Annotated in this window: 11 protein-coding genes; 3 read left to right on the top strand and 8 right to left on the bottom strand. The window is 50.6% G+C overall.

Going from position 1 to position 15,490, the window contains the following annotated elements:
* The first annotated feature begins 119 nt into the window (after positions 1–119).
* Entirely contained in the window at positions 120–2,105 is a 1,986-nt protein-coding gene (gene mnmC / locus NFHSH190041_RS06815; protein ID WP_261924511.1) for an FAD-dependent 5-carboxymethylaminomethyl-2-thiouridine(34) oxidoreductase MnmC, read from the top strand.
* 363 nt (positions 2,106–2,468) lie between these two features.
* Here the strand turns inward: mnmC and NFHSH190041_RS06810 are convergent, their stop codons facing one another.
* The 5 genes from NFHSH190041_RS06810 to prmB form a co-directional block, all read right to left on the bottom strand.
* Positions 2,469–2,738: a YfcL family protein gene (locus NFHSH190041_RS06810; RefSeq protein ID WP_261924510.1), complete on the bottom strand. Its 270-nt coding sequence runs from the start codon at positions 2,736–2,738 to the stop codon at positions 2,469–2,471.
* Positions 2,739–2,749: 11 nt separating this feature from the next.
* Positions 2,750–3,913, bottom strand: a complete 1,164-nt coding sequence (locus NFHSH190041_RS06805) for an ATP-NAD kinase family protein (RefSeq protein WP_261924509.1) — start codon at positions 3,911–3,913, stop codon at positions 2,750–2,752.
* Between the two features lie 175 nt (positions 3,914–4,088).
* On the bottom strand, positions 4,089–5,297 hold the full coding sequence (locus tag NFHSH190041_RS06800; RefSeq protein ID WP_261924508.1) for an MFS transporter: 1,209 nt from the start codon (positions 5,295–5,297) through the stop codon (positions 4,089–4,091).
* A gap of 22 nt (positions 5,298–5,319) precedes the next feature.
* Complete coding sequence (aroC, locus tag NFHSH190041_RS06795) at positions 5,320–6,417, bottom strand: chorismate synthase (RefSeq protein WP_261924507.1); 1,098 nt, start codon at positions 6,415–6,417, stop codon at positions 5,320–5,322.
* 260 nt (positions 6,418–6,677) lie between these two features.
* Positions 6,678–7,622 carry a 50S ribosomal protein L3 N(5)-glutamine methyltransferase gene (prmB, locus tag NFHSH190041_RS06790; RefSeq protein WP_261924506.1) on the bottom strand — a complete coding sequence of 315 codons (945 nt, stop codon included), beginning with the start codon at positions 7,620–7,622 and terminating at the stop codon, positions 6,678–6,680.
* Positions 7,623–7,758: 136 nt separating this feature from the next.
* On the opposite strand from prmB, the gene smrB reads away from it, so the two are divergent.
* The gene (gene smrB, locus NFHSH190041_RS06785) at positions 7,759–8,289 is read left to right on the top strand and encodes an endonuclease SmrB (protein WP_261924505.1); all 531 of its coding nucleotides are present in this window, start codon (positions 7,759–7,761) and stop codon (positions 8,287–8,289) included.
* A gap of 158 nt (positions 8,290–8,447) precedes the next feature.
* Here the strand turns inward: smrB and sixA are convergent, their stop codons facing one another.
* Positions 8,448–8,927, bottom strand: a complete 480-nt coding sequence (sixA, locus tag NFHSH190041_RS06780) for a phosphohistidine phosphatase SixA (RefSeq protein WP_261924504.1) — start codon at positions 8,925–8,927, stop codon at positions 8,448–8,450.
* A 167-nt stretch (positions 8,928–9,094) separates the two neighbouring features.
* Between sixA and NFHSH190041_RS06775 the strand changes: the two genes are divergently transcribed.
* Complete coding sequence (locus tag NFHSH190041_RS06775) at positions 9,095–11,875, top strand: insulinase family protein (RefSeq protein ID WP_410010854.1); 2,781 nt, start codon at positions 9,095–9,097, stop codon at positions 11,873–11,875.
* Between the two features lie 81 nt (positions 11,876–11,956).
* Here NFHSH190041_RS06775 and fadJ read toward each other — a convergent pair whose 3' ends face one another.
* Both fadJ and fadI read right to left on the bottom strand, forming a co-directional pair.
* Positions 11,957–14,140, bottom strand: coding sequence for a fatty acid oxidation complex subunit alpha FadJ (gene fadJ, locus NFHSH190041_RS06770; protein ID WP_261924503.1), 2,184 nt, complete (start codon positions 14,138–14,140; stop codon positions 11,957–11,959).
* The gene (gene fadI, locus NFHSH190041_RS06765; protein ID WP_261924502.1) at positions 14,140–15,450 is read right to left on the bottom strand and encodes an acetyl-CoA C-acyltransferase FadI; all 1,311 of its coding nucleotides are present in this window, start codon (positions 15,448–15,450) and stop codon (positions 14,140–14,142) included. The genes fadJ and fadI overlap by 1 nt, the downstream gene beginning before the upstream one ends.
* Between the last annotated feature and the right edge of the window lie 40 nt (positions 15,451–15,490).

Below are 15,490 nucleotides of genomic sequence, written 5' to 3'. Positions count from 1 at the left end.
TTCCGTAATTGTCAGGACCAAAAAATCAACTGACCCAATACTACCCCTTTAATTGAGGCCAAGTGGTCAGCTTTCCATAAACAGGGGTAAAATAATGCCCACTGAAGACACCGGAGTAAATGACTTTACCCCGCCAGCAGGGAAACTCAGCCAAAATGTCGACGATTCAGTCTCAAATTCCAGCAAAGCTGTTACATTCTGTCGCCAATTACCCGGCAACAGGTAACATTTTATCCTGCATCCTACTCTGCCGCAGCGATTTTATCCTGCTAACGCAATTGCGCCATTTGGCCACGGCAAAGCGAAAAATTCACCTGCACTGCTTCTGCCAATCCCAACCCAACTGGTCATGGTTGCGCCAAGAGGGATTTGATTTCTTTCCCCTCGATGGCGACATTGCCCAAGGGGCCAGTCAACACTTGGTGATCGAACAGGGCTTCAACCTGACCCTCACGATTGATAGTACTCTGATGGCCATCAGGGCATTTGAGCAACCTACGCCACCCGATTTTATCTGGTTAGCACCGGACTGCTGTGATTGGCTGCTACATGCTCACCAAGATACTGCTCAACCTGTCTTTAAGGCCATAAATACGCTGCGCCAAGGCAATATGAGCACTATCTCTAAGGCTGGTTTTAATGGATCATTGTCGAATAAGCCGCGTCTGAATACATTGTCCACCACAGATATTGAATCAGCCCAACAAATGCCGCAGTGTTGGCACCCAACACTCGATGCACAATTACAACAGGCACTGGCTAATACCACTAACGCAGAAGATTCCCGGGCGACCTTATCGTCGCAATGCCTACCCAGTACCCCATCTCGCGATATCAATGACAATACGCACCCTATTGCTATTATTGGCGGCGGTATTGCCACTGCCGCGCTATGCCTGTCACTGGCTGAGCGAAGTCTCAGCGAAGCTCATCGACAGGTAACGATTTTTTGTCAGGATGCCCAATTTGCCATGGGCGCATCGGGCAACCGTCAAGGGGCGTTGTATCCACTACTCAGTGCCGATCACAATCCATTAAGTCAATTTTATCTGCAAGCGTTTGCCTTCAGCGCCATGCGATTACATTCACTGGCAACCCAAGGCCACCATATTGCCCATGATTTTTGTGGTGTACTACAAACTCCTTATGATGCCCAAAGCCTAGACAAACTGACTCGACTGGCAGAGCGCCCCTGGCCTGCAACCGTCCTAAACTGGGCTGATATTGAATGTGCCCAAAAACGGGCAGCACTCACTTTAGATACCGGAGGAATTTTTTATCCCCGGGGCGCTTGGGTTAGCCCTGCGCAATACGCCGATGCCATGTTGGCCCAAGCGGCCAAACAGTTGACAATCACCCCCCATATGCAAAAACGCATTGTTACTTTGCAACAGCAAGACGGGCATTGGTGGCTGCAGGATCAACAAGGGCAGCAATTTGGCCCATTTGCGCAAGTGATTTTGGCTAATGGCAGTGAGCTGACCGCATTTCCCCAAACCCAAGCCCTGCCTTTGAGTCCATTTCGAGGTCAAGTCAGCCATATTCCTGCTCAAGGGGCACTGGCTGAGCTCAATTGTGTATTGTGCGCTGAAGGTTATTTAACCCCGGCACAATCTGGCAATCACTGTCTCGGAGCCAGTTATGTGAAAGGCTGTAAAGAACTAAGCTTTAGCGTGCAGGAGCAACAAGATAATGCCGCACGTTTCATACGTGACTATCCGGCGCAGCCTTGGCTGGCCGATATTGATATCAGCGCTAATGATGCCAGAGTCGGGGTACGCATGGTTAGCCGGGATCATTTCCCGATGGCGGGCAATGCACCAGACACAGAGCGTCTGGCTGAGCTGGCCGCCCATTATCAACACGATGCGGCATATTGGCAGCACAATGGGATCCCAAGTTATGGCGGACTTTACCTACTCGGTGGGCTTGGTAGCCGCGGCATCTGCTCAGCGCCGCTTACAGCGGATATTCTTGCCGCGCAAATACTGCAGCAACCCGCGCCTGTTAATCAGGATATATTGGCGCGACTCAGTCCTGGAAGAATGTGGCTCAGAAAACTGATTAAAGGCCGTCCGATTCAGCTAAGCCCTGAGGGAATATAGTCCTTTAACAGCGCGTTACGGATACTGAGACAAATAAGCAAGAATCACCAGACCCAATTTGCCCGGCATTGCGTTGTGATTAAGCCTTTAGCGTACTATCACCAGTGATAAAATAGGGAATAAGAAACAAGGAACGTAGGCAAGTTTGCGTCGCATGATGGCGGTGATCTGACAGGAGAAAACAAGCACTATCTGCATCAAACAACACGCGGTGCCATATAGCCCCGCGTATTGTTTATACCGCCATTATCTGCAACCGCTTACTGCGACCGCTTGCGGCTCACGCATAGACGGGAGGTCATATTTTCGCGCTAATATTGAGCACGCAATCTCTCACTCGCAATAATGAGATTATCGTAATAATCAAGCAATAATAGCACTACGCAGAGTATGCCAAGCCTGCTCTACCAAACGGTAGTCATGGTCTTCCAACTCACGGGTGGCTTGCCCCAGACAAGCCTGCATACGTTGATCCAGCGCTGCCATATCCGTCTGGCCATCATGCTCCATTTCGCTCAACACGACCGCGAAATGCCCCTGCAGATAACCACTGGCAAACAGGGCATCATCATCCCCATCGGCCACTATGGTGCTAATCCATTGATCCAGTGTCTGTTCGTACTTCTCTAACATGATCTCTCCGTTTATTCTGCCGTGCAGGCATCATTCTGGCTCGACACCATATCAGGATTAGCAACCTGATACATAACATAATCACGGTATCCAGTGATTATGCGGTAATAACCGCTCAAAGCCTGGTCAAGCGCCGGGTCGCCACTGTCACTGATAAGAGGCCGTCCACCCAAGGCTTTCAACTTGGTTTTGGTGGCAACAATCAGAATATTTTCTCGACCAATACGGTGAATAAGCTCGGCAGACAACTGCTGATTCCCACGACCGAAAACATGCCCCTGACCGCCGATAAGCGTGATCACCAACTTTACCGTCTGTCCCGCTGTTGCCGCTAACAGTTCAGTGGCCGTCATATCGCGGCCAACTAAGCTATGGTGCTGCACCAGATCAACCCCCAACAGGGTGTTATCCAATCTAAGCTCTGCCATCACTGCGGCCACAGTGCTGCCAGAGCCCATAATATACAGCTCATCTTCCATCTGACTGACCACCTCAGCCGCAATGTCAGCCAGCACCAGCTCATCCACTTCCCGACCACCCATTTTTACCGCTTGAACATAAGCCGGTGCGGCCGGTACCGTCATCTCACCATAACGCCTTGCCCGCACTTCACCGCGGCGAAATGCCTCTTCATCAATATCCATCACATCGGCGGTCATTAAACTGACCAATTCTCGACTTAACAACATCTTGACGACCTGCCCAGCGGCAACAGGCGTCACAGCATACACACCGGAGTGAATTTTTACCCCGGCCGGCACCCCCAGCACAGGAATCGTCTCATCCAATTCGGCGCAAATATCCCTCGCAGTTCCATCCCCGCCAGCAAACAGCAGTAAATCGACCCGCTCCGCATCAGGCAATTGATTAATGGCTTGGATAAACGACCGCGTATCATCAGCGCTGCTGGGCGTTTCACTCTGATGGATAACCTGAGTCTCAAATCCCATCTCCCGAGCCAGATGCGCCCCCAGCGCGCCACTGCCAGTCACAATACATAAACGCGCTGCCAGTGGTTGTAGCTGCGTCAGCGCCTGCTGCATCCTGATGGTTGCCATCGGCTCAGCCCCAAGGGATAATGCCTTTTGTGCCATTCCATCACTGCCCTTCAGTGCAACACTGCCTCCCAGGCCTGCCATGGGGTTAATCAATACTGCCAAACGAAATTGCTGCATCTGCTTCCCTGATCCACGTTTAGTATGATGTTGCTAGGCCACCATGTAATAGCATCGATGACTTAACCCATCTTGAATAAGCGTTCATCTTTAATCTCGCTCTTGAGCTGAAAACTTACCTTTGCCGGTGCTATCAAGCATGATGTTGGGGTAAATCGCCCTATGGCATTTCTGCTTACAACGGCGCAACAGCTTGGCGCCTAAACAAACGGCGGCATTGCGCAGCACTGCCTGGAATCGCCAGCACAGCGAACATGGACAGCATGGCGCAACCGGCGGCAAACACCCAGGTCCAAACCGCACCACTGCCATCTCCCCACAGATAACCGCAAATCCAGATCCCCAGCGCACCGCCCAACCCAAACCCCAAGCTGGCATACAACGCCTGTCCCTGACTTTGATGATCCCGGTCAAAATGTTGATGAACAAACTGAATTGAAGCGGCATGCACTAAGCCAAAGGTAAAGGCATGTAATAGCTGACTGATACCGATAAGCAGCAGATGTTCTACGCCGTAGGCCATCATCAACCAGCGTACTACGGTCAAGCATAAACTGAGCACCATCAATGGCATTGCACCAAAGCGTTGCAAAAGCCGAGGAGCGAACATAAACATAATAATTTCAGCCACCACCCCCAGCGCGACCAAAACCCCGGCCAAGGACTCGCTGTAACCATATTGCTTAAGGTACAGCACAAAAAAACCGTAAAACGGCCCGGCGCTCATCTGCAGTAACATGGCTGAAATAAAAAACCAGATAATGGCAGGTTGCCATAACTTCTGCCCCGCCGGTGCCGCAGCCGGCCGCCGCGCCGCTTTCAATGGCAGAGAGGACAACAACATGCCGATAAACAGTAACATGCCTAGATAAGGCACTACCTGAGGGCCAATATATTGCACCGCAACGCCACCGCCCACGACCAAGCAGATATAGCCAACGCTACCCCAACTGCGGATAGCCCCATAGCGGGTCGCATTCTCCCCTAAGGTATCTAAGGTGATCACTTCCAGCTGGGCTAAAATGGCATTCCAAAAGAAGGTATAAATCATCAGGCTGACAGCCAGATAAACAAAACTGCCGTCAACAAAAAAACTGGTGTAACTGAGCATGGCAGCTGCGGCGCCAAGCTTGACCAACTCAACTCGCATCCCGGTTCGGTCGGCCACCCGGGCCCAGACATTCGGGGCGATAATGCGCGTGCCCATTAAAATCGCCAGTAATAGGCCAATTTCTTGCGGGTTAAACCCTCGGCTTTGAAAAAACACCCCAAGATAGGGCACCATGATGCCCAAAATAGCAAAGAAAAAGAAATAACAGGCCCGCAGCCAGTTAAGTTGCTGCGCCGCCGGGGCAATACTGCTGTCAGAAATGACATCATCCATGATTATTTGCTCACTTACCGGCTCACTCAGCCATACCTAATATCGGGGTCGTGCATTGTACTTGCTGATTTTGTGCCCGATGGCGCAACAGGTGATCCATCAGTACAATCGCCAGCATGGCTTCAGCAATTGGCACCGCCCGGATCCCGACACAGGGATCATGTCTCCCCTTAGTCACCACTTCTGTCTGCTGGCCGGTTACATCTATACTGTCGCCGGGCACACTGATACTGGATGTCGGTTTTAGCGCCATATGTGCCACAATCGGCTGACCGGATGAAATACCGCCCAGCACCCCACCAGCATGATTAGAGCTAAACCCAGCGGGTGTCATCAGATCTCGATGTTGTGAGCCGGTTTGCGTTACCACGTCAAAACCATCACCGATTTCCACACCTTTGACCGCATTAATGCCCATCAAGGCATGGGCAATATCAGCATCCAGCCGATCAAATACCGGCTCGCCCAAGCCAACTGGCACATTCGTGGCGACCACAGAGACTTTAGCCCCAACAGAGTCACCGGACTTTTTCAGCGCGCGCATATATTCATCCAGCGCCTCGAGTTTACTGGCATCAGGAAAGAAAAATGCATTGCGTTCAATCTCATCCCAATCCACTTGCTCGGCACAAATGGGCCCCAATTGGGACAAATAAGCGCGGATCTCAATACCATGGATTTGCTGCAGGTATTTTTTAGCCACAGCGCCTGCGGCCACACGCATGGCCGTTTCCCGGGCAGAAGCCCGCCCGCCGCCACGGTAATCCCGCAGGCCATATTTTTGCTGGTAGGTATAATCGGCATGCCCCGGACGGAACACGTCTTTAATATTGGAATAATCCTGACTGCGCTGATCTGTGTTTTCAATCAGCAAGCCTATCGCTGTGCCTGTGGTTTTACCGTCAAAGACTCCGGAAAGAATACGCACAGCATCTGCTTCCCGCCGGGCGGTGGTGTAGCGCGAAGTGCCCGGTCTGCGCCGGTCTAAATCATGCTGCATATCTTCTGCAGTCAATGCCAGCCCCGGCGGACAGCCATCAATAATACACCCCAGTGCCACACCATGACTTTCCCCAAAGGTGGTCACAACAAAATTCTGTCCGATACTATTTCCTGACATTCCAGTGTCTATCCTCTTGTTATTCGGCTAAATATTATTCCGACAGCCATTATCTGGCCAAGTGTTTTCTGACGCGCTACCGCGCAATATTGTAATTAGAGCCAATACGCAGCAATGGCGTAAGGTAAAGCAGTACAATGCCGCTAGACACAGCCCTATCAATATGTTATCACCCTGTCGGTTTTGTATTGCCCATACCATTAGCTGTGCTTGTCTATGACCAATACAAAACCGGCGGCCTAAGCCGCCGGTTGATGCTGTTAATCTCTGTCCTTGTAAATGGCAAACAAGGATTCATTTTCCAGCAACTGATCACGGGTCAAAACAAAGACGCCGTCACCACCATTTTCGAAGCTAACCCAAGTGAAAGGTACTTCGGGGAATTGCTCCATCAGATGCACCATGGAGTTACCCACTTCCACCACCAGCACACCTTCTTCGGTCAGGTAGTCCGCCGCGTTGGCCAAAATACGCTTGGTAATATCCAATCCATCACGGCCTGAGGCAAGCCCCAACGCAGGTTCATGGTGATATTCCTGTGGCATATCATCAATGTCTTCCTGATCCACATAAGGTGGATTGGAAACAATCAGATCATACTGCGGGCCTTTAGGAATGGCGCTGAATAAATCAGACTGCATCGGGAAGACCCGATCCATCACCCCAAGATTTTCCACGTTGATTTGGGCCACTTCCAGCGCATCATCACTGATATCCAGCGCATCGACTTCGGCATCTTCAAATTCATAAGCACAAGCAATGGCGATACAGCCGCTACCGGTACACAGATCCAACACCCGGTTAACCTGGCGGTTATACAACCAAGGCGCAAACCCATTGCCAATCATTTCACCGATAGGTGAGCGTGGTACCAATACCCGCTCATCGACATAAAAGTCCAATCCCGCAAAACGCGCGACATTGGTCAAATATGGCACAGGCAAACGTTCACGTACCCGACGGATAATCAGGTCAACAATCTTATGTTTTTCACTGCTGGTCAGGTTGGCATTGACCACCTGCTGTCCCAGCTCATCAGGCAGATGCAGGGCGTGCAGTACCAGCGCGACAGCTTCATCCCACGCATTATCTGTCCCATGGCCATAATAAATACCGGCATCATTAAAACGGCTCACTGCCCAACGCAGCATATCGCCGATGGTTTTCAGCTCAGTAACGGCTTCATCTACAAAGATCTTGTCCAAAATAGGCTCCAGCAAAAATTACCCGAGCTATTGTAACTGAACTCAGGCCATGATCCACTGCCCAACGGTGAGACTTTCCGCGGAATTTCATCACGGATAACTCACACTAACAGCTTTTTTGCGATAAAATGCTGCTATGAATGCCAAAAACACCAAAGACATACCTGAAACCTTTGCCGAGCTGGTTGGTGATATCAAGCCATTACAGCAAGACCGCCGGCATTTTGGTACACCGCTGAAAACCAAAGTTGAAATGGTTGAAAAAGCCGTTCAGGTAGAGTCAGATAGCTATTTTTCGGACACTTACCAGCCATTATTGCCCAGTGATGGGCCCATGCGCTGGCTAAGAGCAGATATCAACAGCCTGGAGTTAAAACGTCTGCGGCGGGGTGACTATGTGCCTGATTTACTGCTGGATCTGCACGGCTACCGTCAAAGCGAAGCCAAGCTCGAAATTGCCGCCCTGCTCCATGCCTGTATCAAACAGCACAGTCAATGTTGCTGCATTATGCACGGTTATGGCACCGGCATCTTAAAGCAACAAGTGCCCATGTGGTTGGCACAACACCCTCAGGTCAAAGCCTTCCATCAGGCATCCAGAGAATGGGGTAGTGATGCCGCATTACTTGTGCTGGTGGATATTGGTGAGCATCCCCATCGCCGTTAAGCGGTCTCCAACACCGGTATAGGCATAAACACAATGGCGATACTTCATATCGCCATTAAACGCCAAGCAATAAAAAGGCAAGCCTGTAATGCTTGCCTTAATTTATCTCGCTAACTCGTCCAATCCTATTTTACCCTTGTCGCCAAGCTCTGCATCCCTCAAGCATGGGTCAATAAAGTGTGAGGGGACTGCAATGACTCTAGCGATATTTTATCATCGGTCACGCAAAGCTGCGCTATGGCAGAGGTAGCAAATAGCGGCGGTTCAATCCCAGGGGTTAATTCACTTACTAGGTAACCCAATAGCGGCATATGGGAAATCACCAGTACCCGTTGTGCTTGACACTGGGCAGCATAAGCTAAGATCAGCTGAGCGGCGACTTCTGCATCGGCGGATGGCACTAGTTCATCCAAGACTAACCATTTTCCCGGCTCGGCAAATTCACAACTCAATTGTTGCCAAGTCTGCTGCACCCGCAGATAAGGGCTGACCAGAACTAAATCAAATCCGCTCACCCGCTCAGCCAACCAATGACTCATTTGACTGGTCTGTTGCCGCCCAACGGCCGTCAACACCCGCTCCCGATCCGATGCAGCCTCATAGCTTGCTTCACCGTGCCTCATTAAAAACAGCTGCATACTTTACTCGCGATGTTATTGTTATTCATTCCACTTCGATTGTATCGCCAAAGCGGTAGGGAACAAACTATCGTAAGGTGAATCTTTCATCAACAGCACAGAGTATGTTTGCCAAAGCGGTTTTGCCGCCTCAATATATAGCCATACCTAATGAATGGAGTCGGCCTTTGTCCTGCCCAGTAACCAGCCCTAATGATCCACGCCAATATCGCTGCCTAACCCTGCCAAATGCCCTGCGGGTATTACTGGTGAGCGATCCCCAAGCCACACAAGCCGCCGCATCTATGGCCGTCAATGTTGGCCATTTTGATGATCCGCAGCAGCGCCCCGGCATGGCGCATTTTCTTGAACATATGCTGTTTCTTGGCACAGATAAATTTCCAGATTCAGGGGAATATCATGCCTTTATCAATCGCCATGGCGGTAGCAATAATGCTTGGACTGGTACTGAGCATACCAATTTCTTCTATGCTATAGACGCTGAAGTATTTGCCGAGTCACTGGACAGATTCAGTCAATTTTTTATCGCCCCTCGATTTAATCTGGAGTTAGTTGACCGGGAGCGACAAGCCATTGAGTCCGAGTTCAGCCTCAAGCTAAAAGATGATATCCGCCGTATCTATCAAGTGCAGAAAGAAACGGTGAATCCCAACCATCCGTTTGCCAAATTTTCCGTGGGCAACCTGCAAACCTTAGGCGGAGATAAAGCCACCCTGCGCGATGAGCTGATCGCATTTTACCAAAGCCATTACAGCGCCAACCTTATGACCTTGTGTTTGGTCGCCCCGCTGTCATTAGATGAAATGGCGCAATTAGCCCAGACCTATTTTGCGCCTATCCGCAATCATCAGCTCAGTAAATGTTATCCGGACACGCCGCTATACCGGGACAGTGAGCTAACACGCTTTATCACCATTACGCCACTGAAAACACAAAAACGCCTTACCGTCAGTTTCTTACTGCCACCCGTCGATCAGTTCTATCATAATAAACCCCTGACCTTTATCAGCCATTTACTGGGAGATGAAGGTAAAGGCAGCTTACTGGCGCAGCTTAAAGATGCCGGCCTTGCATCCGGACTCTCAGCCGGTGGAGGTATTAATGGCTATAACTTCAAAGAATATTGCATCAGTGTGCAGCTTACCGATGCCGGACTGTCACAAACTGACAATATCGTGGCGGACATTTTCCGCTATATCCGCTTAATCGAAACACAAGGCCTTGAAAACTGGCGCTATCAAGAGCGGGCCAATTTGCTGAAACTGGCCTTTAAATTCCAGGAACAAATCAAAACGTTAGATCTGGCCAGCCACCTTAGTATCAATATGCAACATTACCCCGATAACGATCTGCTGCTGGGTGATTACCGTATGGATGGACTGGATAAAGCCCAGTGCCAACAACTGCTGGCACTAATGAATCCAGATAATATGCGCCTGCAATTGGTTGCCCCCGGCCTAGCAACAGAGCAGCAAGCACCTTGGTATCACACGCCGTATGCAGTAGCACCATTAACCACAGAGCAGCTAACCTTGTGGCGCAACGCCCAACCACTGCCAAACCAGCAACTTCCAGCCGCCAACCCCTTTATTATTGCTGATGCCTGCGTGCGAGATATCACAGATGATCAGCATAAACCTGTTGTTGTTGCTGAAGGTAAAGGCTATCGCATCTGGCATAAACAGGATAAAGAGTTTCGGGTACCCAAAGGCCATATGTTCCTGTCACTGGATTCGGCCAAAGCCGCTGCCACAGCAAAGGACGCAGCACTGACCCGGCTATATGTCGAGCTGCTGCTGGATTACTTAACGGAATTTACCTATCCGGCAGAAGTAGCGGGGCTAAATTACAATATTTATCCGCATCAGGGCGGACTGACTCTACATCTGGCTGGCTTTACCGGCAATCAAGAAAAATTGCTGGCGCTAATTATTGAAAAAGCCCGCGAGCGACAATTTACCCAAGAGCGCTTTGACGATATCAAACAGCAAATGCTACAAAGCTGGGGCAATGTCGCTAAAGCAAAACCTATCTCTCAACTGTTCACCAGTTTAAGTGTCACGCTGCAAAAACGCAGTTATGAACCGATGCGGATGGCCGAATGCCTGAGCAATGTCACCTTAGATGAACTGCACGATCATGTGCGGGGTTTTTACGAAAAAGTGCACTTAGAAGGTTTAATCTACGGCGATTGCTTAGCAGAAGAAGCACGCCATCTGGCTCACCGGCTGGATCAGATTCTGGCACTGGTATCATCTCCCAGTGATGAATCAGCAAGGCAACTGGTAGATATGCGTGGTAAAGGCACCTTGCTGCGGGAGCTAGACATTCAACATCCAGATAGCGCCATTATTGTCTATTACCAGTGCGCCACAACCTCACCTAAAGATATGGCGCTGTTCAGCCTGCTGAACCACACCATGTCATCCAGTTTTTTCCACCAGCTCAGAACGCAACAGCAACTGGGTTACATGGTTGGCACAGGTTACCTGCCACTGCATCGGCACCCGGGAATGATTTTTTATATCCAGTCGCCCACCACAGGACCATTGCAATTACTGCAGGCGATTGATGAATTTATTGCCGACTTTAATTATGCGGTGATGCAAATCACCAAAGAGCAGTGGGACAGCACCAAAAAAGGACTGATTCAACAAGTTACCGAGCATGACGCCAACTTAAAGACCCGCAGCCAGCGCTACTGGGCCAGTATTGGCAATAAGGATTATCAGTTTGATCAACGGGAAAAAGTGGTCGCAGAAATTGCCACCATTGAGCGGGCTGAATTACTGCAGTTTATGATGACTCACCTGCGCACCAAACATGCTGATCGTCTCGTGCTGTTCAGCCAAGGAGAACAACACCAACAGCTTGAGCCATTGCAATCCGACAATATGATCACTGATTTACGCCAGTTTAAACAGCAGGCCAATCAGTTCCTGCTTTAAATTATTGCCATCTAATAAGGCCAACCATCAGCCCTTGGAAATATTTCCGAGGGCTGAATCATCGGCTAATTGAGCTAATGCTTACCTTGGATAAAACTGAGTTTGATCAGTCGCCATCTGTTGTAAAAGCTCACAAGACGCAAAACGCTCACCTAATGTTTGCCGGTACAGCTCCAACTCTTCGACCAATGCTTTAGCTCCTAAACTGTCCATATAGCGGAACGGCCCGCCCCGAAATGGCGGGAACCCGATACCAAACAGCGCGCCAATATCACCATCCCGTGGGCTTGCAATAATGCCCTCTTCCAGACATCGGGCAGCCTCATTGAGCATCTGCACCATACAACGTCGCGCAATCAACGATTCATCAACACTGTCCCGGGGCATAATACCCAGTACCCGGTAGACAGATCCATCCACTTTCTTGCCTTTTTTCGGGGCGCCTTTGCCATACAGATAAAAGCCTTTACTATTTTTTCGACCGCGGCGATCATCTGCCAATAGCGCATCAAAAGCCTTAGGCGCAGCAAAGCGACTACCCAGCTCCTGCTCTAGAATCGGCGCAATTTTGGCCCCCACATCAATCCCCACTTCATCGAGCAAGGTAATCGGCCCCACGGGAAAACCAAATTTAACCAGTGCCCGGTCAAGACTTTCAACACTCTGACCTTCCAACAACCATTGTGCCGCCTCATTCATATACAGCGCCAAAATACGATTGACATAAAACCCGGCACAATCCTGGACCACAATGGGCGTTTTCCCCTGCTTGCGGGCAAATGCCACTGTAGTGGCAATCGTTTGTGGGGATGTGTGTTGGTGGGCAATCACTTCCACCAACGGCATCTTATCAACCGGTGAAAAGTAGTGCAGACCAATCACGTTTTCAGGGCGGCTGGCCGCTTGAGCAATCTGAGTGATCGGCAGTGATGATGTATTGGAGGCAAAAATAGTTTCTGGATGACATTCCCGCTCAATGTCCCGCACCATTTGATGTTTCAATGCTAAATCTTCAAATACCGCTTCCACCACAATATCGGCATCTTTCACCCCTTGATATTCCGTGGTCGTGGTCATTAATGCCATCAAGCTGTCCCGCTCGGCTGCGCGCATATGTCGCCGACGTACCTTTTTGTCCAGCAAACGGTAAGCATAAGCCAAGGCATGAGACAGGCCGGTTTCATTAATATCTTTCACCCGCACTGGCACTTTAGCTTTAGTGCTAGTGACAGAAGCAATACCGCCCCCCATCAAGCCACCGCCAAGCACCACAGCTTTACGGACAGCTTTTGGTTGCACCTCGCCAGCCCCCGTCTCTTTTTTCATTTCGTTCATGGCAAAAAAGACCGCCCGCATAGCGCGGGACTCAGGCGTCATCACTAGCGAGGCAAAAGATTCTGTTTCCAGTGCTAATCCCTGCTCCATGCCGCTATTCATGCCTTGTCTGACACAATCAATAATCTTCTCGGGCGCCGGATAATTCCCTTGGGTTTGCGCCATGACCTGAGCGGCTGCGCGCTGATAAATAATATTGCGCCCCATGGCTGTTGCTTCGAGTAACTTTGCAGGCAAAGGCTGCTTCAACGGACGACCCGACCGAGGGCTGATCCCGCGTTTAGCCATAGCAACAGCACTTTGCAGCAAAATTGACTTAGGCACTATATCATCCACCAGCCCCATTTTTTTAGCGGCCTTGGCCCGCACCTGTTTGCCAGTCAACATCATATCCAGTGCTGACATCACGCCGATAAGTCGAGGTAAGCGTTGAGTACCTCCTCCACCGGGCAGTAAGCCTAACTGTACTTCCGGTAGTCCCAGCAAGGTTTTACTGTCGTCACTGCAGATACGCTGATCACAGGCCAGCGCCAACTCTAACCCGCCACCCAAACAGGCACCGTGAATGGCCGCCACCACAGGGATCCCTAACCCTTGGAGCCGGGCAAAAACTTGGTGACATTGCTGTGATAAGACTTTCGCATCCGCGACAGTGTCACAGCGGTCCAACATACTGATATCCGCGCCGGCAATAAAGGAATCTGGCTTGCCAGAAATCATCACTAAACCGGTAATCCTGCTGTCGGCAGCAATATCATCCAGCATCAGGTTCACTTCAGGAATAAATTCATCCCTAAGGCTATTGATACTTTCGCCAGGAACATCAATGGTTAAAACAGCAATGCCATCATCTCGCCGAAGCAAATTAAAGGTACTTTGTGGCACTTCAGGCTGCTGTTGTTGATTAAGATCAAGCGCTGTGACTGTCATTACTCCACCTCCACAATCATGGCTGTCCCCAAACCACCAGCAGCACAGGCCGTTGCCAGGCCAGTGCCACCACCACGGCGTTTGAGCTCCCGGCAGAGCTGAGTGATCAGTCGCCCACCGGTGGCCGCAAATGGATGTCCATAAGCCAGCGAGCCCCCCTGTACATTGAACTTATCCATATCGATCTCTCCAATGGCCTGATCCCGCCCCAGTTTTTCTTGGGCAAATGTTCTGGAGGCAAACATCTTCATATTTGCCAGCGCTTGGGCCGCAAACGCTTCATGCATTTCAATCAAGGTCAGATCAGACAGTGTCATCCCGGCGCGATCTAACGCCAGCGGTGTGGCATAAGAAGGCCCCATCAGCATATCTTCATGCACATCAATGGCAGTAAAAGCATAACTGCGCAGATACCCCAACGGCTGGTACCCCAGCGCCTTAGCTCGCCCTTCACTCATCAATAACAATGCGGATGCACCATCAGTCAATGGTGTACTGTTCCCCGCGGTGACACTGCCATGCTGACGGTCAAAGACTGGCCGCAGTTTGGCATAGGATGCCAGTGTGGCATCCGGCCGCAGTGTGTTATCCCGGTCAATATAGCCCTGATAAGGCGGCACATGGGCCGTCATCACTTCCTCAGCTAACACTCCGGACTCCCAGGTATCCATTGCCAGTCGGTGGGAGCGCAGCGCCAATTCATCCTGACTTTCCCGGCTGATACCATGGCTTTTTGCCATTTGCTCTGCCGTTTGCCCCATGGTCAGGCCTGTAGTGTATTCCGCCACCGCTGGCGGTACCGGCAGTAAATCTTTAAGCCCCAGTCGCCGGGCAATCCCCAGTTTTTGTCCTAAGGTTTTCGCTTTGGTCAAATCCAACAGCGCCCGAGCCAATTTTTTCGACACACCAATAGGCAATACCGAGGCAGAATCCGCTCCCCCGGCAATACCGATATCAATATTGCCGGCCAAAATAGACTCAGCAACATTAACTGCGCTTTGAAATCCTGTGGCACAGGCACGGGTAACACTATAAGCATCGGTATGCACTGACATCCCGGTCGTCAGCACAATTTCCCGGGCAATATTGGGCGCAGCAGGCATCTGAATCACCTGCCCATAAACCAGCTGTTCAACCAATTTGCTATCCAGCTCAGTGCGGGAAATCAATTCATTCACCACCATGGCGCCCAGCTCCAGCGCACTGACGCCGTGAAAATCTGTCGCCTGCCTGGCAAAGGGCGTTCTCAGTCCGGCCACAATGGCAATCCGCTCACCATTTCCCCGGGTTAACACCTGTCTGTTACTCATCTGTTACCCTCATCCTGTGTGGGGCTATATTCCATCAATG

The sequence above is a fragment of the Shewanella sp. NFH-SH190041 genome (genome assembly GCF_024363255.1).
GTDB lineage: Bacteria > Pseudomonadota > Gammaproteobacteria > Enterobacterales > Shewanellaceae > Shewanella.
The sequence above is the reverse complement of the archived record's forward strand: the minus strand, read 5'-3'. Positions and strand labels throughout refer to the sequence as shown.

Bases quoted from the DNA above. Each gene is read 5' to 3' on its own strand.
- smrB (WP_261924505.1), top strand. From the start codon at position 7,759: ATGAATGCCAAAAACACCAAAGACATACCTGAAACCTTTGCCGAGCTG.
- fadJ (WP_261924503.1), bottom strand. From the start codon at position 14,140: ATGACAGTCACAGCGCTTGATCTTAATCAACAACAGCAGCCTGAAGTG.
- NFHSH190041_RS06800 (WP_261924508.1), bottom strand. From the start codon at position 5,297: ATGGATGATGTCATTTCTGACAGCAGTATTGCCCCGGCGGCGCAGCAA.
- aroC (WP_261924507.1), bottom strand. From the start codon at position 6,417: ATGTCAGGAAATAGTATCGGACAGAATTTTGTTGTGACCACCTTTGGG.
- fadI (WP_261924502.1), bottom strand. From the start codon at position 15,450: ATGAGTAACAGACAGGTGTTAACCCGGGGAAATGGTGAGCGGATTGCC.
- mnmC (WP_261924511.1), top strand. From the start codon at position 120: ATGACTTTACCCCGCCAGCAGGGAAACTCAGCCAAAATGTCGACGATT.
- sixA (WP_261924504.1), bottom strand. From the start codon at position 8,927: ATGCAGCTGTTTTTAATGAGGCACGGTGAAGCAAGCTATGAGGCTGCA.
- NFHSH190041_RS06805 (WP_261924509.1), bottom strand. From the start codon at position 3,913: ATGCAGCAATTTCGTTTGGCAGTATTGATTAACCCCATGGCAGGCCTG.
- NFHSH190041_RS06810 (WP_261924510.1), bottom strand. From the start codon at position 2,738: ATGTTAGAGAAGTACGAACAGACACTGGATCAATGGATTAGCACCATA.